Raw genomic sequence first — 20,252 nt, forward strand, 5'->3', positions numbered from 1 at the left:
GACAGTGAGAAATCAGGGAAAACTCAAGCTTGGCGTGCTATTGATCGGCCTGGCGTACTCCGCGTGCGCCTGGGCCGGTTTGGGGAAGATACATGTTCGCTCCAATCTGGGCGAGCTATTGAAGGCCGACATCGAGATGACCGGCGTGCAGCCGACGGAGCTTGACGCCGTCAGAGTCGGGCTGGCGGGCATCGAGACCTTCCAGGCCCTGAATGTCGACTACGCCAGCTCCTTGTCTTCCCTGCGCTTCGCGTTGAATTCCAATGCCCGTGGCGCGACGATACGCGTCAGCTCCACCCAGCCCATCAACGATCCCTATCTGCGCTTCGTGGTCGAGGCCAAAGCGCCGTCCGGCCGCTCGGTCCGCGAATATACGGTGTTGCTCGATCCCGCCAACTACACGGCGCAAAACATTGTTCAGGATGTGCCCAGCTATGCCGACGACGACCAGGCCAGCCGCTATCGCCAGGCCGCGCCGGTCAAGGTGGCGCCCGCCGCGCCGCGCGAGCTGACGGTGCGCCAGGGCGCCACGCTGCGTTCGCTGGCTGCCAAGGTCAAGCCGAAGGGCGCGTCGTTGCGGCAGACCATGGCGGCCTTGGTCCAGGCCAATCCGGACGCTTTCGCCGACGGCGATGTCAGTCATCCCAAACCAGGCTCGACGCTGCAGGTGCCATCCGCGCGCAAGATGCGCGCGCTGTCGGCCAGCCAAGTGGCCGGCATTCTGGGCGAACCCGCTCCGGCGGCGGCTTCGTCTGCGGCCAGCCAGGCCGGCGCGCCGTCGGGCAAGGGCGGCGACGTGCTCAAGCTGGCGCCGGGAGATGGTTCCGACAGCGCCAAGCTCAATGATCTGCAGCAACAGATCAGCTCCCGGGAAAAGGCGTTGCAGGACGCCACCACTCGCATCGCGGCGCTGGAGCAGCAGCTGAAGGCGCTGCAGAGCAGCCTGCAGGCGCCGGGAGCCAAGCTGGAGTCCATCGCGCCTGCCGCCGCGCCGACGCCGTCCAGCGCGCCGATGGCGGCAAGCGTTCCGCATGAGGCGGTTGCGGCCAGCGCGCCCAAGCCGGCGCCGAAGCCGGTAGAAAAGCCTCATCCCAAGCCGGCCGCCGCGCACCCCGCGCCGCCGCCTGCGCCATCGTTGATGAGCAGAGTGCTGGGCTATCTGCCGCTGATCGGAGGCGGCGTCGCCGGCGTAGGCTTGCTAGGGCTGCTCGGAGTCATGGTCGCCAGGCGGCGCAAGGCTGCGGACGAGAACGCGGGCAGCGCCGCGCTGGGCCGCAGCACGGTGGCCGGCCATGACGCCAATGCCGTCGGCGGCAGCAATTCCTTCATGAGCAACTTCACGCAGGCTGCCGGCGCCATCGACGCGGCGGAAGTCGACCCGGTGGCGGAGGCTGAGGTGTACATCGCTTACGGTCGCGACCAGCAAGCGGAGGAAATCCTCAAAGACGCGCTGCAGAAGGACCCGTCGCGCCATGAGGTGCGGATGAAGTTGATGGAGGTATACGCGGCCAGGCCGGATGTCGCCGGTTTCGAGCGGTTGGCCAAGGAAATGCATGCCGCCTTCGACGGCAAGGGCGCGCTGTGGGCCAAGGCGGCGGCTCTGGGCCGGGCGATCGATCCGGGCAACGCCCTGTATCAGGCGGATGCCGGCGAGCAGGAGGCCGCGCCGGCTGCGGCGGGCGGCGAGGTGATCGATCTGGATCAGGAGCTGTTTGGCGAAGACGCGCCCGCTGCCATCGAGGCGGCCCCGGCGCCGGCAGAACCGGCATCGCCGGCTGCTGCCGCGGAAGAGGCGGATCCGTTGGCGGCGCTGTTCGATGCTCCGGCAGGCGGCGAGGCCACGCCGGAGCCGGAGGCCAGCGCGCTGGATTTCGATCTGGACGCCATGCTGACGGCGGAGCCTGCCGCGGGGGAGGCCAAGGCGCCGGAGCCGGAGGCCAATATGCTGGACTTCGACTTCAACCTGGACGGGGCGCCGGCAGCGGAAGCCAAGCCGGCCGAGGCGACTGCCGCCGAGGGACTGGAGTCCTTGTACGAGGACATGCTGGCGGAAGCGCCGCCGGCCGCCGAGGAGGTGCCGCCGGAACCGGCCGCTCCGGCAGAGGCGGAAGGCGTGTCGGTGATGGACGATCCTCTGGCCACAAAGCTGGATCTGGCCAAGGTTTACCTGGACATGGGCGACCGCGAGGGCGCGCGCGAGGTTCTGCAGGACTTGCTGAGCGAGGCCCAGGGGGCGCTCAAGGAAGAGGCCCAGGCCTTGCTCGACAAGATCAGCACCTGAGAGATTGCCGCCCTCAGGCAAGAAAGCCGTCTGCAGCCATGCGCTCAGGCGGTTTTTTCATGTTTGGGCTTTTCGCTAAGTTTTGCGGGTTTGCCCGAGGCGGCTGTTTTGACGATCCAGCAGCCGGCTTTTCATTTCGACCGGATCGGAGCGCTTGGCGTTTGGCCATCGCGGCGCTAAACGCGCCGCAGAAAACGCAACAGAATGAAAAGGCAAATTCTCTTTTGGACGTCGGGCGATTTTCATTAGCCGCGATGAGGATTCATTGCTTGGATGATTCGGCGAAGTGGCGAGGCGAGGCGTCGGGAAGCCATGAGGCAGGTATTGCGTTTCGCATGGGATTGTCAGGCGAAAGTGCTATAAGGTTTAATTATGCGTTTTTGCAAAATGCCGGCTGCCTTGATGGATAAGGGCCTTTGGGTGAAGACGGGTATTTTTCCGCCGGGCCGGGTTGTATCATGCACGCAAGAAGATTGGGAACATCAACGATGGCTGCAAATTTTCGCAAGACAGGTTTGGCGCTGCTGCTGGCGGGCATGGGTAGCATTTATGCGGCGCATGCGGGATTAGGGCCGATACGCGTGCTTTCGGCGGATGGGGAATCGTTCGCCGCTGAAATACCGGTCGTCAATGAGGATATCGAAGATCTGGCGCAGGTGAATCTGGCCGATCGCAACAATTATCCGCTGCTGTCCCCTTACAGCGGCTCCGCGCCGGTTTTGCATTTCAATCTGGTGCGCAGCAGCGATGGCCGCATCAGCAAAGTGCAGGTCAAGGGCCCGGCGAGCTTCGGCGAACCCTTGCTGCGCTTCGCGGTGGAGGTGCGCTGGCCTGCGGGCAGTCTGGTCCGCGAATTCGAGGTGGACTACAAGCGCGACGGGCCGCGCCGAAAGGCGCCGGTGCCTGCCGGCGGGGACGACGACAAGCGCCATGCCGCGACGCCGGACCAAGGCTCCAGGCTGGATGGGGCGGGTTTGGGCGATATCCGCGTCAGCTCCCGTCTGGGCGAGCCGCTGATCGCCGAGCTGCCCTTGCTGGGCGGCGCTTTCGACAAGTCGGAGCAGCTGCGGGTGGCGATTCTGCCGGATGCCGCGCAAGGCGTGGCGATGAAGGAGCAGCTGTCGCAAGTGGCGTCGATCTCGCATCAACTGGACCGTTCGCCCAACGGGCACCGCGTGCTGCGGCTGTCCTCATCCCTGCCGATCACCCAGCCGAGATTGTCGTTCCGGGTGGAAGTGATCGCCGGCAATGTCCGGGCGCAAAAGACTTATAGCCTGGCGCTGGATGGCGCAGTCTCCAAGAGTGGAGCGGCTGTCGCCAAGCCGGAGGCGAGGCCTGCCGGCGCGGAGTTGATGTCGAACGGCAAGATCTATCAAGTGAAAAGAGGCGATACCTTGTCGGGGATCGCCATGCGGATGAGCGGCCATGCCCGCGGCGAAGACGTGGCCGGCCGGCTGCTGCGGGACAACCCCGAGGCCTTCGTCGGCGGCGACGCCAATCGCTTGCTGGCGGGAGCGGAGCTGCATTATCCGGGCGGCTGGACGATGCCGGAAGCGGCGAAGGGCGCTGGCAAGCCGGAGGAGGCGAGGGGTGCAGCCAAGCCGGGCAGCATGGCCAAGCTGTTGGCGGAAGGGCATCAGGCCGATCTGGCGAAGCCCGGCCCGGCCAAGGCGGCGGTCCAGCCGGAAGCCAAGCCGGCGGCGAAGCCCGTTCCGGAATCAAAACCTGCCGTCCAGGCCGCATCGTCGCCGCAGGCACTGGCGGCCGAGCGCCGCATGCGCGACATGCTGATGAAGCAGGAACAGGCGCTGAAACAGACCGAGCAAAGAGCCAAGGCGCTGGAAGACAAGATCCGCTCGCTTCAGCAAGCCAAGAGCAAGCCCTCTGCCGCATCCGCGCCATCCGCGGGCGTTGTGGCGGCCAGCAAGCAGGAGGGCGGCGTGTCCGCCAAGCCCACGCCTGCCGCGCCCAAACCACCCGCCGAGAAGCCTGAGGCGCAGGCGGCGAGGAAGGAGGAGCCTCCCGAGACGCCGGCAGTCAAGCCGGAGGTTCCGGCTTTGCATGGCCCGCCGGAGCTGCTTCAGTCCCCTGAGAACAGGCCCAAGCCGCTTGTCCGGCAGGAGGCGGCGCCTCCGTCTCCGCCGGCGCGCGGCGCGGCCAATGGCGGGATGGCGGGGTTGAGCGACCGGGATGTCCAGATCAAGTTGGGCGGCGCCGCCGCCGCGCTGGGGCTGGTGGCTTTGCTGCTGATCCGTCGCAGGCGCGCGGCCGCCGCCGGCCAGGCATCCGGCGGGAAGGAGGGAGGCGATGGCGAGTCCGCCCAGATGCAGTTGAAGCCATTGACCTCGCTGATGAGCTCGTTGAAGAGCGACGATGGAATCGATCTGGGCTCCGTCGACGTGATGGCCGAGGCCGAGGTTTATCTGGCTTATGGCCGGGACGACCAAGCCTTGCTGATTCTGCGCGAGGGTCTGGCGAAAGAGCCCTTAAGGCAGGACTTGCGCTACAAATTGCTGGAAGTGTTGGCGGCCCAGCCTGACAAGGAGGCGTTCATCGAGGAGGCTACCGCCGCCCAGGGCATGTTCAGCCAGGACAGCACGATGTGGCAGCGGATCAGCGAGCTGGGCCGCGCCCAATTGCCCGACCACCCCTTGTTCGCCCGGGAGCCCGGCGTGGAACCGCAGATCGCCGAGCCCAAGGCCGCGGCGCCTGAGCCGCGCCCCGCGATAACGGTTCCGCCGCCCGCGCCCCCGGCACCCCAGGCGCCGCCTGTCGCGGCTAAGGCGCCGTCCGCTCCGCCGCCGGCCATCGAAGCGCCGATCGAGGGGAGCGAGGATGTCGAGAAAATGGAGCTGGCCAAGCTGTATATGGAAATGGGCGACAAGGAAACCGCCGAGTTATTGATGCGGGAGGCCCAGCACGGCCGCTAGACGCGTGAGAGGGTAGAGGTAATGGCGCCGGTTTTCAGCCGGCGCCATTTGTTTTTGTATTGAGGCGACGCGTGTGGCGCAAACCGGGCAGGATAGGATAAAGTGGGTGCTTTATCGCTCTGGCGAGGCTTTGCATGGCCGGAGCGTGGCAATGATATGGATGAGTGGGTATGAGAATCGCGCTCGGCATAGAGTATGACGGTCGGGCGTTCGCCGGCTGGCAGACCCAGCCGCACGGCAACACGGTACAGGACAGGCTGAATCAGGCATTGGGGCAGATCGCCGGCAACCGCGAAGTAGCCACCCACGCCGCCGGCCGCACCGACGCCGGCGTGCATGCCGCGATGCAGGTGGTTCATTTCGATACCGATGCGACGCGTCCGCTCAATGCCTGGGTAAGAGGCGTCAATGCGCTGCTTCCGCCCGAAGTGGCCGTGGTGTGGGCGCGCGAAGTCGGCGACGAATTCCATGCCCGGTTTTCCGCGTTTTCCCGCAGCTACAGCTATTTCCTGCTGACTCATCCGGTCCGCTCCTGCCTGCTGGCGGGCAAGGTGGGGTGGTATCACCAGGCGCTGGATGTGGCGGCGATGCGCGAAGCGGCGGCGCGGTTGCTGGGACGGCATGATTTTTCCAGTTTCCGCGCGTCGGAGTGCCAGGCGAAGTCGCCGGTCAAGGATCTGCAGCAACTGGATATCGTCGAATCCGACGGCCTGCTGCGCTTCGATTTGAACGCCGACGCCTTCCTGCACCACATGGTGCGCAACATCGTCGGCGCGCTGCTCTACGTGGGTAAAGGGGCGTTGAGCCCTGACGACATGCAGGCCTTGCTGGCGGCGCGCGACCGCACCAGCGCGCCGCCCACCTTCATGCCGGACGGCTTGTATCTGACCGGCGTGGGTTATCCGGACGCGTTCGCGCTGCCGTCCCGTTGCGAGGCCGCGCGGCTCAGGCTGCGCTGAAGTACAACCCTTATCGAGCGGGGCACAGGACATCGTGGTCAGAATCAAGATTTGCGGCATCACCCAGCCGGAGGACGGCGCCGAGGCGGCCCGCCTGGGAGCGGACGCCATCGGACTGGTGTTTTACGACAAGAGCCCGCGCAATGTGTCGATTGAGCAGGCGCGCGCGGTGATCGCCGCGCTGCCGCCCTTCGTCAGCGTGGTGGCCTTGTTCGTCAATCCCGAGCGCGAATGGGTGGAGCGGGTGTTGGCCGGTTGCGCGATCGACGTGCTGCAGTTCCATGGCGAGGAGAGCGCTGAGTTCTGCCGCGCTTTCCATCGGCCCTACCTGAAGGCGGTGAGGGTGAAGCCGGGCGTGGACCTGCTGGAATGGGCGGGCCGTTATCCCGATGCGCGCGGCCTGCTGACCGACGCTTTCGTCGAAGGCGCGCACGGCGGCACCGGCGCCACTTTCGACTGGACCCTGTTGCCGGACGATCTGCCCTTGCCGCTGATCCTGTCCGGGGGGCTGGACGAACAGAACATTATCGAAGCCGTGAACCGGGTGAAGCCGGCCGCGGTGGATGTCTCCAGCGGAGTGGAGACGTCCAAGGGAATCAAATCCGCCGCCAGAATGGCGGCCTTCATATCAGGAGCAAGACATGGATCGGTATGATTTTCCGGATGCGCAGGGCCATTTCGGCCCTTACGGCGGCGTCTACGTCGCCGAAACCTTGATGGTGGCGCTGGATCAGCTGAAAGAAGAATACGCCCGCGTGAAGGCCGATCCGACGTTCTGGCAAGAGTTCCATCATGAGCTCAAGCACTATGTCGGCCGCCCCAGCCCGGTTTACCACGCCAAGCGCTGGTCCGAGCAGCTGGGCGGCGCGCAGATCTGGTTCAAGCGCGAAGACCTGAACCATACCGGCGCCCACAAGATCAACAACGCCATCGGCCAGGCGCTGCTGGCCCGCCGCATGGGCAAGAAGCGCGTGATCGCCGAAACCGGTGCCGGCCAGCACGGCGTGGCCACCGCCACCGTCGCCGCCCGCTACGGCATGGAGTGCGTGGTGTACATGGGCGCGGAGGACGTCAAGCGCCAGTCGCCCAATGTGTTCCGGATGAAGCTGCTGGGCGCCACCGTGGTGCCGGTCGAGTCCGGCTCCAAGACGCTGAAGGATGCGCTGAACGAAGCGATGCGCGACTGGGTGACGAATGTCGATTCCACCTTCTACATTCTCGGCACCGCCGCCGGCCCGCATCCGTATCCGATGCTGGTTCGCGATTTCGTATCGGTGATCGGCGCGGAATCCAAGATTCAGATGCCGGAAGTGATAGGCCGCCAGCCCGACGTGGTGGTGGCTTGCGTGGGCGGCGGCTCCAACGCGATCGGCATGTTCCACCCCTATATCGACGTGCCGGGCGTGCGCATGGTGGGCGTGGAGGCGGGCGGCCACGGCGTCGCCAGCGGCAAGCACGCGGCGCCGATCTCCTCCGGCGCGCCGGTGGGCGTGCTGCATGGCTCCAAGAGCTATCTGATGCAGGACGCGGACGGCCAGATCATCGAGACCCATTCGGTCTCGGCCGGGCTGGATTATCCCGGCGTGGGGCCGGAGCATTGCCACCTGAAAGACATCGGCCGCGCCGAATACGTGTCGATCGACGACGACGAGGCGCTGCGCGCCTTCCACGATTGCTGTCATCTGGAAGGCATTATTCCGGCGCTGGAATCCAGCCACGCGCTGGCCTGGGCCGCCAAGGTCGCGCCGACGATGGGCAAGGACCAGGTGATTCTGGTCAACCTGTCCGGCCGCGGCGACAAGGACATCAATACCGTTGCCGGCCTGGCCGGCATCACGCTGTGAAGGGGGCGAGAATGTCACGCATTGCCAACTGTTTTGCCGAGCTCGCGGGCAAGAAGGCCCTGATTCCGTTCATCACCGCGGGTGATCCGCATCCCGGCCTGACCGTGTCGCTGATGCACGGTCTGGTGGAGGGCGGCGCCGACATCATCGAGCTGGGCGTGCCGTTTTCCGACCCGATGGCCGATGGCCCGGTGATTCAGCGCGCGTCCGAGCGCGCGCTCAAGCACAAGGTGGGTTTGCGCCATGTGCTAGAGATGGTGGCCGAATTCCGTCGCGACAACGCAACGACGCCGGTGGTGCTGATGGGCTACCTGAATCCGCTGTGCGCGATGGGCTATACAGAATTTGCCGCCCGGGCCAAGGCTGCCGGCGTGGATGGCGCGCTGACGGTGGATTGCCCGCCGGAGGAAGCCGCCGAGCTTCAATCCGCGCTGGATGCCCAGGGCCTGGACACGGTGTTCCTGGTGGCGCCGACCACGCCGCCGTCGCGGGTGGCGGAAATCGCCAAACTGGCGCGCGGATACGTTTATTATGTGTCGCTGAAAGGCGTGACCGGCGCCGGACATCTGGACATTGAGGATGTAGCGCGTAGAATTGCTGCCCTCAGACAACAATTGCCGCTGCCGATAGGCGTGGGCTTCGGGATTCGCGACGCCGCGACTGCCAAGGCCATCGCGGCCGCCGCCGACGCGGTGGTGGTGGGCAGCAGGCTGGTACAGGAAATTGAGGCGGCGACACCCGAAACTGCCAGAGAGCAGTTAACTCGTCTGGTAGCCGAACTAAAGGCTGCCATCCGCTAGAAAACAGACGGGGGCGCTTCGCCCCCGTCGCAATGTGGCCGGAGATATCCGGACACCTAGATTCAAGGAGTCAGCATGAGCTGGTTGAACAAGCTCCTCCCGCCGAAGATCAAGCGCGAAAACCGCGCCGACAAGCCTTCGGCGGTACCGGAGGGGCTTTGGAGCAAATGCCCGGAATGTGAAGCGGTACTGTATTACACCGATCTGGAAAACAACCTCCAGGTCTGCCCGAAGTGCAGCCATCACCACCCGTTGACGGCGCGCCAGCGCCTGAACCTTCTGTTGGACGAAGAAGGGCGGCGCGAGGTGGGCGAGGAAGTGCGGCCGGTGGACATCTTGAAGTTCAAGGACAGCAAGAAGTACCCGGACCGCCTCACTGCCGCCAAGAGCGACACCGGCGAGGACGACGCGCTGGTGGTGATGCAGGGAAGCATCCATTCGCTGCCGGCGGTCGTGGCCGCGTTCGAATTCAAGTTCATCGGCGGGTCGATGGGCTCGGTGGTCGGCGAGCGCTTCGTGCGCGGCGTGCAGGCCGCAGTGGAGGCCAAGGCGCCGTTCATCTGCGTGTCGGCCTCCGGCGGCGCGCGGATGCAGGAGGGCCTGAACTCGCTGATGCAGATGGCCAAGACCAGCGCCGCGCTGCAACTGCTGACCGAACACAAGCTGCCCTTCATTTCGCTGCTGACCGATCCGACCATGGGTGGCGTGTCCGCATCCTTCGCCTTCCTGGGCGATGTGGTGATGGCCGAACCCAAGGCCCGAATCGGCTTCGCCGGCGCCCGAGTGATCGAGCAGACCGTGCGCGAAACGCTGCCGGAAGGCTTCCAGCGCGCGGAGTTCCTGCTGGACAAGGGCGCGGTGGACATGGTGGTGGACCGCCGCGAACTGAAGCGTAAGATTGCCGGCCTGATCACGCTGCTGATGAAGGAGCCTGCCGCCGTTTGAGCGGCGTGCGCCTAGGCTATCCAATGCCGCCTTCGGGCGGCATTTTCATTTGGGGCGGCAGCCTTGCAGCGCGTTGTTGAATTGGGGCAGGAATTGCGGGCCCTCGCGGGCGAGGAAGACTTTGCCGAAGTAGAGGCCCATCGGCAGCGCTTCGGCCAGTTCGCTGCGCAGCTCCGCCTGCAGCCCCAGGCGGGCGATCAGCGCGTCCACCGCGTAGCTGTTGCCCAGCACGGCGTCCACCCTGCGGGATTGCAGCATGCGCAGCAGTTGCTCGCTATTGCCCGGGGTGGCGCTCAGGCGGTAGCCATGGTCGCGCAGCCAGGCATCCATATTGGAGCCGCTGAAGGCGGCGATGCGCGCCTGGCGTTTGAATGCCGGGCTGGAAGGCGATAGCGGATTGGCTTTGAGCAGATACCAGCGCCGCTCATAGGGAATCAGCGGAGCGGACAGCGTCGCGTAGTTGTCGCGCTCTTCGGATTGCGTGGCGGCGAAGAAACCATCGGATTGCAGATGCTGAACCTGCCATTGCGCGCGGGGCCAGGGCAGGAAGTCCAGGGTGTAGGGTCGCTGCATCTTTTTCAGCGCGCAATCGACGACCTGCACCGCCAGGCCATCCGCCTGGCCGTTGTCGCGAGTGAAAGAGAGAGGAGGCTGCAGATGGGTGGCGAGGCGGATGGGCTCTGCCGGAAAAACGCAGGGCGCGGTCAGCAGCAGGCTGGCCAGCAGAAGCTTGTGCGTGAGCGCATGCGGCATGGCGCGTTCCGGTTCGCGGGAGGCCCCCGCTTCTTCTTAGCGTAAGAAGACGGCGGCGGAGATTACAAGTAATTTCTCTCACCGCCATGATTCGCCGCAAGCGGCGCTAGTCGGCCTGGGCCAGCGCTTCCAGTTGTTCCTGCACTTCCATCCATTCTTCTTCGACGACGCCCAGCCGGCCCGCCACTTCGCCCTGGCGCCGCACGCTGTCGGCCAGTTTCTGCTTGTTGGCGTCGTCGTAGGCGTCACTGGACGACAGGAAGGTTTCTAATTGGCTCTTTTCCTGCGACAGTTTGTCCATTTCCTGCTCCAGCTTGGACAGGCGGCTCTGCAAGGGCTTGCGCTGTTTGGCCAGCTGTTGGCGGGCCTCGGCCTCTTGCCGTTTCTGCTCCTTGCGGTTGACCGTTTGCGCGTCGCCGTCGGACGGCTTGCCGTCTTCCGCCAGCTGGGCGAGGCGCCACTGGCGGTAGTCTTCCAGATCGCCGTCGAACGGCTGCACCTTGCCGCCGCTCACCAGCCAGAACACGTCGGTGGTGGACTCCAGCAGGCTGCGGTCGTGGGATACCACGATCAGCGCGCCGGTGAAGTCCTGCAGCGCCAGCGTCAGCGCGTGGCGCATTTCCAGATCCAGGTGGTTGGTCGGTTCGTCCAGCAGCAGCAGGTTGGGCTTTTGCCAGACTATCATCGCCAGCGCCAGGCGCGCTTTCTCGCCGCCGGACATCGGGCCGACCGGGTCGGTGGCGGCGTCGCCGCGGAAGTTGAAGCCGCCGAGGAAGCTGCGCAGCTCCAGCTCGCGCGTGGTCGGCGCCAGGCGCTGCATGTGCTGCAGCGGAGATTCGTCCGGCCGCAGCGTTTCCAGCGTGTGCTGGGCAAAGTAGCCAATTTTCAACATCTGCGCGTTGACGCGCTCGCCGGTTTGCGGCGCCAGGTCGCTGGACAGCAGCTTCACCAGCGTCGATTTGCCGGCGCCGTTGACGCCCAGCAGGCCGATGCGCGCGCCGGCTTCCACCGACAGGCTGATGCCGGACAAGATGGTCTTGTCGCCGTAGCCGGCGCTGGCTTTGTCCAGCTTCAAGAGCGGGTTGGGCAGGTGCTCGGGGCTGTCGAAATGGAAATCGAACGGCGACGCGGAGTGGGCCGGGGCGATGCGCTCCAGTTTTTCCAGCGCCTTGACCCGGCTCTGCGCCTGGCGCGCCTTGCTGGCCTTGGCCTTGAAGCGGGTGATGAACGATTCCAGGTGGGCGATCTGGCGCTGCTGCTTCTCGTACTCGCCTTGCTGGCGCGCCAGTTTCTCTGCGCGCATCACTTCGAACTGGCTGTAGTTGCCGGTGTACAGCGTCAGCGTCTGGTTGGCCACTTCCACCGTGTGGCTGCAGATGGCGTCCAGGAAATCCCGGTCGTGGGAGATCACCAGCAGCGTGCCCGGATAGGCCTTCAGCCAGTCTTCCAGCCACAACACGGTTTCCAGATCCAGGTGGTTGGTCGGCTCGTCCAGCAGCAGCAGGTCGGAGCGGCACATCAGCGCCTGGGCCAGGTTCAGCCGCATGCGCCAGCCGCCGGAGAAGCTGGCCACCGGGCGCTGCTGGCCGGCCTCGTCGAAGCCCAGGCCGGTCAGCAGTTTGCCGGCGCGGGCAGGGGCGGAGTAGGCGTCGATATGGGCCAGCTCGCCGTGCAGATGGCCGATGGCGTTGCCGTCGTGCTTGTCTTCCGCGAGGGCCAGCTGGGCTTCCAGCGCGCGCAGCTCCTTGTCGCCGTCCAGCACGTAGTCGAGCGCGCTGCGCTCCAGCGCCGGCGTTTCCTGCGCCACGTGGGCGACGGTCCAGTTGGGCGGCAGCAGCATGTCGCCGCCGTCGGCGTGCAACTCGCCCAGCAGCATCGCGAACAGGCTGGATTTGCCGACGCCGTTGGCGCCGGTCAGGCCGGCCTTGTAGCCTGGATTCAGCGTCAGGTTGGCGCCGATCAGCAGCTCTTTCAGGCCGCGGCGCAGGCTGAGGTTTTTCAGTTGGATCATATTCTTCTGGCCACCCGCGTGCGCGGACGGCGTATGAGTTCGGTTTAAACCGCCGGCAGGCTGGACAAGTCCCAGCGCGGCTTGATGGTGAAGCCGCCGGCCGGTTCGGCGAATTTGACGCGCATGGCGCCGGCGAAGGCGATCATGGCGCCGTTGTCGGTGCACAGCGCCAAGGGCGGGTAGAACACCTCGAAACGCTTGCGCGCGGAGGCTTCGTCCAGCGCGGCGCGCAGCTGCTTGTTGGCGCCGACGCCGCCGGCCACCACCAGCCGCTTCATGCCGGCTTGCTTCATCGCGGCCAGAGACTTCCTCACCAGCACCTCGACGATGGCCTCCTGGAAGGCGCGGCAGATGTCCATCCGCGTTTGCTCGTCCAGCTCGCCCTGTTCGGATTCCTGCTGGCGCACCAGCGTCAGCACCGCGGTCTTCAGGCCGGAGAAGCTCATGTCCAGGTTGCCGGAGTGCAGCATCGGCCGCGGCAGCGTGAAGCGGTCCGGACTGCCGGATTCCGCCAGCTTGGACAGCAGCGGGCCGCCGGGATAGGGCAGGCCCAGCAGCTTGGCGGTCTTGTCGAAGGCTTCGCCGGCGGCGTCGTCCACCGTTTCGCCGAGGATTTCGTAGTCGCCGACACCGCGCACGGCCATCAACTGGGTGTGGCCGCCGGAGACCAGCAACGCCAGGAAGGGGAACTCGGGCTTCGGGTCAGCCAGCAGCGGCGACAGCAGATGGCCTTCCAGATGGTGGACCGGGATCACCGGGATGTTCAGGCCGAAGGCCAGCGCATTGGCCATGCTGGCGCCGACCATCAGCGCGCCGCCCAGGCCGGGGCCCTGGGTGTAGGCGACGGCGTCGAGGTCGGCCAGCGTCTTGCCGGCGTCGCGCAGGCAGGCTTCGGTCAGCGGGATGGCGCGGCGGATATGGTCGCGGCTGGCCAGCTCGGGCACCACGCCGCCGTACTCGGCGTGCATCGCCATCTGAGTGTGCAGCTGATGGGCCAGCAGGCCGTGTTCGGTGTCGTACAGCGCGACGCCGGTTTCGTCGCAGGAGGATTCAATGCCTAATACCAGCATGGGTGCAGCTCGGAATATAACGGGACAATCTTTCTATTCTACCGGTGAATCTTTGTCCGCCCAAATCGGCAGTGTTAGTCTGATGAACATTTTTGATCAAATAGGGGAGCGGGACGATGCAGGCGAGGCTGAAATGGGTGGACGGCGTGTGCTTCATGGGCGAGACCGGCAGCGGCCACGCGGTGGTGATGGACGGCGCGCCGGAGGGCGGCGGCCGCAATCTGGGGCCGCGGCCGATGGAGCTGGTGCTGCTGGGCACCGCCGGCTGCACCAGCTACGACGTGATCACCATCCTGAAAAAGTCCCGCCAGGACGTGCGCGACTGTTGGGTGGAGATCCAGGCCGACCGCGCCGACGTCGATCCCAAGGTATTCACCCGCATCCATTTCCACTTCGTGGTGGTGGGCAGGGATTTGAAGCCGGACGCGGTGGAGCGGGCGATCAAGCTGTCGGCGGAAAAGTATTGCTCCGCGTCCATCATGCTGGCCAAGACCGCCGACATCACCCACGATTTCGAGCTGCGCGAGGATTGATTCAGCCAGGCTGCCTGCTTGTCGAACGGTCCAGCAGATCGCGCCGGCTGGCGGTGTCGTCGCGGCGTATCTTGGCCTGCAGTTGCATCAGGCCGTACAGCAGCGCCTCGGCGGTGGGCGGACAACCGGGCACGTAGATGTCCACCGGCACGATGCGGTCGCAGCCGCGCACTACCGAGTAGCTGTAATGGTAGTAGCCGCCGCCGTTGGCGCAGGAGCCCATCGACAGCACGTAGCGCGGTTCGGACATTTGGTCGTAGACCTTGCGCATCGCCGGCGCCATCTTGTTGGTCAGCGTGCCGGCCACGATCATCAGGTCGGCCTGGCGCGGCGTGGCGCGCGGTATCCAGCCAAAACGGTCCATGTCGTAGCGCGCCGCCGCCGCGTGCATCATCTCCACCGCGCAGCAGGCCAAGCCGAACGACAGATACCACAGGCTGCCGCTTTGGGCGCGGCCGAACAGGCCGTCTATGGTGGTGAGCAGGAATCCGTCTTTTTCCAGCGAGGGATGGTCCATCGGCGTTCTCCGTTGTGCAGATGGCCCATGGTGCGCTCTCGTTTCAGAACGTGTCTTGCACCGAGGCGACATCCGTCGCTTCGTCAGCCCGCATTTCCCGCAGATCGGCGTCCACGCTGTCCATCACCAGCCGTTTTTCGCGCGCGTCGTAGCGCAACAGGTCCAGTTCCCGATTGCTTTGGCCATGGAGGCCCTGAGCGAACTCGCGCGGGGTGAAGCCTGACAGCAGCTTGAAGTCGCGGCTCAAATGGGCCTGGTCGAAATAGCCGCAGTCCAGCGCCAGATCGGCCAGAGAGCCGGCCTGGCCCAGGATCACCCCGCCCATCGCCCGCATGAAGCGCGCCATGCGGCGCATGTCGCGCAAGGGCTGGCCGTAGCGGGCGAGGAAGCGGCGTTCGAACTGGCGCAAGCTCAGGCTGGATTGCTCCGCCAACGTTTGGCCATCCAGAAACAAGGACGCGGCCGGCAGTTGCCAATCGTCCAGGCTGTTCCGCGCCTCCCGCCGCGCCAGCCGGCTCAGCATCCATGCCGACAGCGCCTCCACCCACTGCGCAGAACCATCGCGCAGACGCAGGCTGTCGAACAGCTTTTCTTCTTCCGCGCGGCCGATCAGCGCTTCCAGCGGCCAGATCTGGTCGGTCAACTCATGGCTGGATATGCCGAACAGCGTCTGCAACTGGCCGATGCGCAGCGGCGCGCTGACAAATACCGTGCCGGGCTCGATGAGCAGGCTGATCGGGCGGGACAACATGCCGACGGCGAAGCTGCGCGGCGAGCCCATGCGTTCCTCGCCGCGTTCCGCATGCGTGGCGCCGTCCAGCAATGCGCCGACGTAGGGGAAGGGCATGGCGGGCATCCGCAGTGTGCCGCCGTCGGCATGCTCGATGTGGAAGTAACGGACGGTGCCGCTCAGCGATAGCGGCGGCGGCAAGATCAGTCGGCTCATGATTGGCGATGATAGGAGGGCCGGATGTTGAATGCCATCGGAATTTTGGTTGGTCCGCGCCTTTTGCAACGAGGCTGCTAAGCAAATCGCCAGCCTGTCTTTATGCCTCGGGAATATCCGGTGTAGCATGGGTCACGCATACAAAGACAGAAAGAGGCAGAGACATGAAGCGAACCTTGTTGGTGATGGCCCTGGCGCTGGCCGGTTTGATGCCGATCGCGCATGCAGACGTCAGCGACGGCCATGCCTTGCCGCCTGGCATCAGCTGGCAGCAGGGCGACGTGCCGGCGGCGTTCGCGCGCGCGCAGGCTGAGAACAAGCCGGTGTTCCTGTATTGGGGCGCGGTATGGTGCCCGCCGTGCAATCAGGTGAAGTCCACCATCTTCAACCGCCCGGACTTCATTGCCGCGACCCGCCAGTTCGTGCCGGTGTACCTGGACGGCGATAGCGAGAACGCGCAGCAGCTGGGCGAGAAGTTCAAGGTGCGCGGCTACCCGACCATGATTCTGTTCCGCCCGGACGGCGCGGAAATCACCCGCCTGCCGGGCGAGGTGGACCCGGAGCGCTACCTGCGCACGCTGCAACTGGGCTTGACGGCGGTGAAGCCGGTGAAGGCGCTGTTGTCCGACGCCTTGGCCGGCAACAAGCTGGCGACGGCCGACTGGCAGCTGCTGGCCGATTACGCCTGGGACGTGGATCGCGGCCAACTGCTGCCGGAGCAGGACGTTCCCGCCACGCTGGAGAAGCTGGCGGAGCGAGTGCCGGCTCAGCCAGCCGTCGTCGCCACCCGCTTGCAACTGAAGGCGCTGGCCGCGTTGGCTGGGGAAAAGGAGCCGCCGGCCTTCGACAAGAACCTGGCGCGTAGTCGTCTGCTGCAAGTATTGGGCGACGACAAGTTGAGCCGCGCCAACGCCGACGTCGTCATCTATTCCGCCGGCGATGCGCTGAAGCTGCTGGGCGACGATGCGGCGCTGCGGCAGGCTTTCGACGATCAGTTGAAGACGCTGGAGGCCGATTCGACCTTGTCCTGGAGCGACAGGCTGGGCGCGACATCTACGCTGCTGTCCCTGTACAAGCAGCAACATCCCAAGCAGGCGCTGCCGGCCGGGCTGGCGGCGGATGTGAAAGCCAAGGCGGCGGAAGCGGACAAGGCCAGCGCCAACCCCTATCAGCGCCAGGCGGTGATCACCGCCGCCGGCGAGCTGCTGGCCGACGCCGGCTTGCTGGACGAGTCGGACAAATTGCTGAAGGGAGAGCTGAAGACCTCGCACGCGCCGTACTACCACATGCTGATCCTGGCCTCCAACGCCAAGGAGCGCGGCGACAAGGCTGCGGCGCTGGATTGGTACCAGAAGGCCTATCAGGCGTCGGAGGGGCAGGCTACCCGGCTGCAATGGGGCGCCAGCTACGTCAGCAACGCGGTGGAACTGGCGCCGCAGGACGCGGTTCGGATCGAGACCGCCGCCAGCGAGGTGTTCGCCGATGCCGGCAAGTCGGGCAGCGCGTTCTACGAGCGCAGCCGCCGTTCTCTGGAGAAGGTGGCGGGCCGGCTCAAGTCCTGGAATCAGGACGGCAAGCACGCGGAGGCTGTCGGCCGTCTGGCGGGCCAGCTGGACGGCGTGTGCGGGAAGCTGCCGGCGGCCGACGCGCAGAAACCGGTGTGCGACGGGCTGGTGAAAAATCTGAAGTCGTGACAGGTTAGGCTTGATCGAGACCCGCCCGCCTGTCCGGCGCGGCGGGTTTTCTTTTCAGCCGGCGAGCAGCGCGGCCAGTTTGGCGGCGCTGTCGTCATCCGCCAGCGGGGGATGGAGGACATCGCCGACGCGGTGGCGTTTTTGATTTGATAGGCAATAGCTTTGTGACCGGCCAGGCGTTGATCTGCGGCGGGGGCATCCGGCTCGGGGCTTGATGCGAACAAACCGCGCGGGCTATTGGGTCCGCGCGGTTTATAATGCGTGTTTCGCAATGATTGTTTTCGCCATGCCTTCCCTGTATCTGGTCAAAGAGGACGAGGTGACGTTCACCGCGATGCGCGCCCAAGGCGCCGGCGGCCAGAACGTCAACAAGGTTTCGTCCGCCGTCCACCTGCGTTTCGACATCGCCGCCTCGTCGCTGCCGGAATGGTTGCGTGAAAGGCTGTTGGGCTTGAACGATCAACGCCTCAGCAAGGATGGGGTGTTGGTGATCAAGGCGCAGCAATACCGCACCCAGGAGCAAAACCGCGCCGATGCGATCGAGCGGCTCCAGGCGCTGATCGATGCCGCCGGGCATACGCCGAAAACGCGCCGCGCCACCAAGCCGACCTATGGCTCGAAGCAGCGCAGGCTGGCCGGCAAGTCGCAGCGGGCAGCGATCAAGTCCTTGCGTGGCCGGGTGGATGACTAAACCGCGCTTGCGCGCAGGCCAAAGCCGGGTACAATGCCCGGCTCGATAATGTATTGAATCGCAAGGAAATCCCGATGTCGAAGAAGCCGCAGGAAAAACTGGACGAGGAAACGCTGGCGCTGCTGGCCTGGTGCGCGGAAGTGGAAACCCATCTGGTTGCCGCAGGCGCGACCGAGGCCGAGGCTCAGGAACACATCGAAGAGCAGGCCGAATGGTATACCGACCAGTTTTTCGACGGTCTGACGCCGGAAGAGGCGGCAAAGGCCGCTCTGGCATGAGGCAGCGCGTCGCCGTCATCGACTTCGAGACCAACGGCGCGTCCCCGGGCGGCGACTGCCGCGCCACCGAGATCGGCGTGGCGATGGTGGAGGACGGCCGCGTGGTGGACCGTTTCCAGAGCCTGATGAATGCCGGCGTCTGGGTGCCGCCGATGATAGAGCGGCTGACCGGCATCAGCAACGCGATGCTGAAAACCGCGCCGCCGGCGGATCAGGTGATGGGCGACGCGGCCCGTTTTGTCGGCGATGCGCCGCTGGCCGCGCACAACGCCAGCTTCGACCGCAAGTTCTGGGACTACGAGCTGGGTTTGCTGGGTCTGGTCCGCCGCCAGGACTTCGCCTGCACCTTGATGCTGTCGCGCCGCCTGCTGCCGCAGGCGCCGGACCACAAGCTGGGCACGCTGGCGCGCTGGGCCAGCCTGCCGGACACCGGCCGCGCCCACCGCGCGATGGCGGACGCCGAAATGGCGGCCCACTTGATGGCGCTGCTGAGCGACACGCTGCGGCAGCAGTTTCACCTGCCGGACATCGACCACGCCTTGCTGTGCAAGCTGCAGAAAGTAACGGCCGCCAAGGTCAAACCCTATCTCAGGGAGTTGCAGGCCGCGACGACGGCGTGAAAAAGCGGAAGCCCTGGGCTTCCGCTTGTCGTTTATGGCCGGCTTACTTTTCCTGCGGCGTGATGACCTGCACCACATAGGCGTAAGGGCCGTTGGGCGGGCGTTCCGCGATGTAGGCGCAATACCAGTTGGAGCCCCAGGGCAGGCCGCTGTCCCATGGCGTGTTCTGGGCGTCGTCCCAAGTCCATTTCTTGGTCTTGTCCTGCGGATTCGACGGGAAGCTGGTTCCATCGTAAACATGGATCTGGCCCTGCTGCGCGCGGAACGGCGCGGTGCTGCTCCATTTGAGCCAGAGGTTGCCGTGTTGTTGGAACGCGGTCAGCGTCCACGCGTAGCTTTTGGTTGCCGTCGCTTCCGCGATGGCGGCCTGGGTTTCGGTGGCAGTGGTCATATTGCCCTCCAGGAGTTTTTGGGAAGATGATGGGCGGCTGGGGTGAGCCTTCTGGATCGCCGGATGGGCGATATGGGTGCGAGCCAGGCGAATGTCGTCGGCAGGGTATGGAGCCGCCCTGGTCCATATTAGGTAGTGAGGGTCGGCTTAAAAATACGTATCAATACTATTCTTGTTGAAATAATTTCATGGAGCTGTAAAGCGGCGAGGGAATATGGATACATTGCATGGACAGGCTAAGAAGGGTTTTGCCAAGGAGGCCCAGGCTTATGAGCGCGGACGGCCCGAATACGCGCCGGAACTGGCTGACTGGCTGAGGCGCGAATTGGGTTTGAGGCCGGATTCGGCAGTGTTGGACCTCGGCGCGGGCACTGGCAAGTTCACCCGCTTGTTGGCGACGGTGGCGGGCGAGGCGGCGGCGGTGGAGCCGGTGGATGAGATGCGGGCGCAGTTGCAGGCGCGCCTGCCGGGGCTGCGGGCGTTGAAGGGCACTGCGGAGGAGATTCCGCTGCCTGACGCGTCGATGGATGCCGTGGCGTGCGCGCAGGCGTTCCATTGGTTCGCCAATGAAGATGCGCTGCGGGAAATCCACCGGGTGCTGAAGCCCGGCGGCAGCCTGGGGCTGATCTGGAATGTGCGCGACGAGTCCTGCGATTGGGTGGCGCGAATCAGCGAGCTGCTGGCCCCGTACGAAGGCGATACGCCGCGCTTCCACTCCGGCGCATGGCGCAGGCCGTTCGAAGCCGCCCGCTACTTCGCCGCACCCGCCTTGACCATGCTGTCGCACAGCCATGTTGGCCCGCCGGAGCGGGTGATCGTCGATCGCTTCCTGTCGGTCAGCTTCATCGCGGCGCTGCCGGACGATGAAAAACGGCGCTTCGCCGAAGCGCTGCGCCGTTTGATCGCCACCCATCCGGATTTGCGCGGCAGGGACGAGGTGGCGTTTCCCTACCGCACCGAGGCTTATCGCTGCGTCCGGCAGTAGTTCG

The 20,252-nt window shown here is 65.4% G+C and carries 20 protein-coding genes; 14 read left to right on the top strand and 6 right to left on the bottom strand.

The window, feature by feature from the left end:
- The first annotated feature begins 4 nt into the window (after nt 1-4).
- From ACX17K_RS11285 to accD, 8 genes are all read left to right on the top strand, one after another.
- Nucleotides 5-2,281 carry a motility hub landmark protein FimV gene (locus tag ACX17K_RS11285; protein WP_493774864.1) on the top strand — a complete coding sequence of 759 codons (2,277 nt, stop codon included), beginning with the start codon at nt 5-7 and terminating at the stop codon, nt 2,279-2,281.
- A 59-nt stretch (nt 2,282-2,340) separates the two neighbouring features.
- Nucleotides 2,341-2,691 (top strand): hypothetical protein, encoded by a 351-nt coding sequence (locus ACX17K_RS11290; RefSeq protein ID WP_493774865.1) that lies wholly within the window; start codon nt 2,341-2,343, stop codon nt 2,689-2,691.
- 78 nt (nt 2,692-2,769) lie between these two features.
- Complete coding sequence (locus ACX17K_RS11295) at nt 2,770-5,211, top strand: type IV pilus assembly protein FimV (protein WP_493774866.1); 2,442 nt, start codon at nt 2,770-2,772, stop codon at nt 5,209-5,211.
- 170 nt (nt 5,212-5,381) lie between these two features.
- Nucleotides 5,382-6,170, top strand: coding sequence for a tRNA pseudouridine(38-40) synthase TruA (truA, locus tag ACX17K_RS11300; protein ID WP_343479071.1), 789 nt, complete (start codon nt 5,382-5,384; stop codon nt 6,168-6,170).
- A 31-nt stretch (nt 6,171-6,201) separates the two neighbouring features.
- Nucleotides 6,202-6,825 (top strand): phosphoribosylanthranilate isomerase, encoded by a 624-nt coding sequence (locus ACX17K_RS11305; protein WP_493774932.1) that lies wholly within the window; start codon nt 6,202-6,204, stop codon nt 6,823-6,825.
- On the top strand, nt 6,812-8,014 hold the full coding sequence (gene trpB / locus ACX17K_RS11310) for a tryptophan synthase subunit beta (protein WP_493774867.1): 1,203 nt from the start codon (nt 6,812-6,814) through the stop codon (nt 8,012-8,014). The genes ACX17K_RS11305 and trpB overlap by 14 nt, the downstream gene beginning before the upstream one ends.
- 11 nt (nt 8,015-8,025) lie before the next feature.
- Nucleotides 8,026-8,814 (top strand): tryptophan synthase subunit alpha, encoded by a 789-nt coding sequence (gene trpA, locus ACX17K_RS11315; protein WP_493774868.1) that lies wholly within the window; start codon nt 8,026-8,028, stop codon nt 8,812-8,814.
- Nucleotides 8,815-8,889: 75 nt separating this feature from the next.
- On the top strand, nt 8,890-9,759 hold the full coding sequence (gene accD, locus ACX17K_RS11320) for an acetyl-CoA carboxylase, carboxyltransferase subunit beta (protein WP_493774869.1): 870 nt from the start codon (nt 8,890-8,892) through the stop codon (nt 9,757-9,759).
- A 45-nt stretch (nt 9,760-9,804) separates the two neighbouring features.
- On the opposite strand, the gene ACX17K_RS11325 is transcribed toward accD, so the two are convergent.
- The 3 genes from ACX17K_RS11325 to tsaD all read right to left on the bottom strand — a co-directional run bounded on the left by ACX17K_RS11325 (nt 9,805) and on the right by tsaD (nt 13,593).
- Nucleotides 9,805-10,512: a substrate-binding periplasmic protein gene (locus tag ACX17K_RS11325; protein WP_493774870.1), complete on the bottom strand. Its 708-nt coding sequence runs from the start codon at nt 10,510-10,512 to the stop codon at nt 9,805-9,807.
- Between the two features lie 106 nt (nt 10,513-10,618).
- Nucleotides 10,619-12,523: an ATP-binding cassette domain-containing protein gene (locus ACX17K_RS11330; RefSeq protein ID WP_493774871.1), complete on the bottom strand. Its 1,905-nt coding sequence runs from the start codon at nt 12,521-12,523 to the stop codon at nt 10,619-10,621.
- A 44-nt stretch (nt 12,524-12,567) separates the two neighbouring features.
- Complete coding sequence (gene tsaD, locus ACX17K_RS11335; protein ID WP_493774872.1) at nt 12,568-13,593, bottom strand: tRNA (adenosine(37)-N6)-threonylcarbamoyltransferase complex transferase subunit TsaD; 1,026 nt, start codon at nt 13,591-13,593, stop codon at nt 12,568-12,570.
- Nucleotides 13,594-13,709: 116 nt separating this feature from the next.
- Here tsaD and ACX17K_RS11340 point away from each other — a divergent pair, with 116 nt between their 5' ends.
- The gene (locus ACX17K_RS11340) at nt 13,710-14,126 is read left to right on the top strand and encodes an OsmC family protein (RefSeq protein WP_231154018.1); all 417 of its coding nucleotides are present in this window, start codon (nt 13,710-13,712) and stop codon (nt 14,124-14,126) included.
- A 1-nt stretch (nt 14,127) separates the two neighbouring features.
- Here ACX17K_RS11340 and ACX17K_RS11345 read toward each other — a convergent pair whose 3' ends face one another.
- Entirely contained in the window at nt 14,128-14,643 is a 516-nt protein-coding gene (locus ACX17K_RS11345) for a NuoB/complex I 20 kDa subunit family protein (protein WP_493774873.1), read from the bottom strand.
- 43 nt (nt 14,644-14,686) lie between these two features.
- Nucleotides 14,687-15,589, bottom strand: a complete 903-nt coding sequence (locus ACX17K_RS11350; protein WP_493774874.1) for a helix-turn-helix domain-containing protein — start codon at nt 15,587-15,589, stop codon at nt 14,687-14,689.
- A 164-nt stretch (nt 15,590-15,753) separates the two neighbouring features.
- On the opposite strand from ACX17K_RS11350, the gene ACX17K_RS11355 reads away from it, so the two are divergent.
- The 4 genes from ACX17K_RS11355 (at nt 15,754) to ACX17K_RS11370 (ending at nt 18,872) form a co-directional block, all read left to right on the top strand.
- Entirely contained in the window at nt 15,754-17,283 is a 1,530-nt protein-coding gene (locus ACX17K_RS11355) for a thioredoxin family protein (RefSeq protein ID WP_493774875.1), read from the top strand.
- 286 nt (nt 17,284-17,569) lie between these two features.
- The gene (arfB, locus tag ACX17K_RS11360) at nt 17,570-17,974 is read left to right on the top strand and encodes an alternative ribosome rescue aminoacyl-tRNA hydrolase ArfB (protein WP_343479057.1); all 405 of its coding nucleotides are present in this window, start codon (nt 17,570-17,572) and stop codon (nt 17,972-17,974) included.
- A gap of 74 nt (nt 17,975-18,048) precedes the next feature.
- A complete protein-coding gene (locus ACX17K_RS11365) occupies nt 18,049-18,252 on the top strand; it encodes a hypothetical protein (RefSeq protein WP_021476013.1) in 204 nt (67 codons plus the stop codon).
- Nucleotides 18,249-18,872 (top strand): 3'-5' exonuclease, encoded by a 624-nt coding sequence (locus ACX17K_RS11370; protein WP_493774876.1) that lies wholly within the window; start codon nt 18,249-18,251, stop codon nt 18,870-18,872. Before ACX17K_RS11365 ends, ACX17K_RS11370 begins: the two co-directional genes overlap by 4 nt.
- Nucleotides 18,873-18,915: 43 nt before the next feature.
- Here ACX17K_RS11370 and ACX17K_RS11375 read toward each other — a convergent pair whose 3' ends face one another.
- Nucleotides 18,916-19,263, bottom strand: a complete 348-nt coding sequence (locus ACX17K_RS11375) for a hypothetical protein (RefSeq protein WP_347752351.1) — start codon at nt 19,261-19,263, stop codon at nt 18,916-18,918.
- A 214-nt stretch (nt 19,264-19,477) separates the two neighbouring features.
- Here ACX17K_RS11375 and ACX17K_RS11380 point away from each other — a divergent pair, with 214 nt between their 5' ends.
- Nucleotides 19,478-20,248 carry a class I SAM-dependent methyltransferase gene (locus ACX17K_RS11380; RefSeq protein ID WP_493774877.1) on the top strand — a complete coding sequence of 257 codons (771 nt, stop codon included), beginning with the start codon at nt 19,478-19,480 and terminating at the stop codon, nt 20,246-20,248.
- Nucleotides 20,249-20,252 lie beyond the last annotated feature (4 nt).

The organism is Chromobacterium sp. INPA-IVC (assembly GCF_059047085.1).

Bases quoted from the DNA above. Each gene is read 5' to 3' on its own strand.
- tsaD (WP_493774872.1), bottom strand. From the start codon at position 13,593: ATGCTGGTATTAGGCATTGAATCCTCCTGCGACGAAACCGGCGTCGCG.
- arfB (WP_343479057.1), top strand. From the start codon at position 17,570: ATGCCTTCCCTGTATCTGGTCAAAGAGGACGAGGTGACGTTCACCGCG.
- ACX17K_RS11350 (WP_493774874.1), bottom strand. From the start codon at position 15,589: ATGAGCCGACTGATCTTGCCGCCGCCGCTATCGCTGAGCGGCACCGTC.
- ACX17K_RS11340 (WP_231154018.1), top strand. From the start codon at position 13,710: ATGCAGGCGAGGCTGAAATGGGTGGACGGCGTGTGCTTCATGGGCGAG.
- ACX17K_RS11380 (WP_493774877.1), top strand. From the start codon at position 19,478: ATGGATACATTGCATGGACAGGCTAAGAAGGGTTTTGCCAAGGAGGCC.
- ACX17K_RS11375 (WP_347752351.1), bottom strand. From the start codon at position 19,263: ATGACCACTGCCACCGAAACCCAGGCCGCCATCGCGGAAGCGACGGCA.
- ACX17K_RS11365 (WP_021476013.1), top strand. From the start codon at position 18,049: ATGTCGAAGAAGCCGCAGGAAAAACTGGACGAGGAAACGCTGGCGCTG.
- trpB (WP_493774867.1), top strand. From the start codon at position 6,812: ATGGATCGGTATGATTTTCCGGATGCGCAGGGCCATTTCGGCCCTTAC.
- ACX17K_RS11355 (WP_493774875.1), top strand. From the start codon at position 15,754: ATGAAGCGAACCTTGTTGGTGATGGCCCTGGCGCTGGCCGGTTTGATG.
- ACX17K_RS11325 (WP_493774870.1), bottom strand. From the start codon at position 10,512: ATGCCGCATGCGCTCACGCACAAGCTTCTGCTGGCCAGCCTGCTGCTG.
- truA (WP_343479071.1), top strand. From the start codon at position 5,382: ATGAGAATCGCGCTCGGCATAGAGTATGACGGTCGGGCGTTCGCCGGC.
- accD (WP_493774869.1), top strand. From the start codon at position 8,890: ATGAGCTGGTTGAACAAGCTCCTCCCGCCGAAGATCAAGCGCGAAAAC.
- ACX17K_RS11295 (WP_493774866.1), top strand. From the start codon at position 2,770: ATGGCTGCAAATTTTCGCAAGACAGGTTTGGCGCTGCTGCTGGCGGGC.
- ACX17K_RS11370 (WP_493774876.1), top strand. From the start codon at position 18,249: ATGAGGCAGCGCGTCGCCGTCATCGACTTCGAGACCAACGGCGCGTCC.
- ACX17K_RS11330 (WP_493774871.1), bottom strand. From the start codon at position 12,523: ATGATCCAACTGAAAAACCTCAGCCTGCGCCGCGGCCTGAAAGAGCTG.
- ACX17K_RS11290 (WP_493774865.1), top strand. From the start codon at position 2,341: ATGTTTGGGCTTTTCGCTAAGTTTTGCGGGTTTGCCCGAGGCGGCTGT.
- trpA (WP_493774868.1), top strand. From the start codon at position 8,026: ATGTCACGCATTGCCAACTGTTTTGCCGAGCTCGCGGGCAAGAAGGCC.
- ACX17K_RS11345 (WP_493774873.1), bottom strand. From the start codon at position 14,643: ATGGACCATCCCTCGCTGGAAAAAGACGGATTCCTGCTCACCACCATA.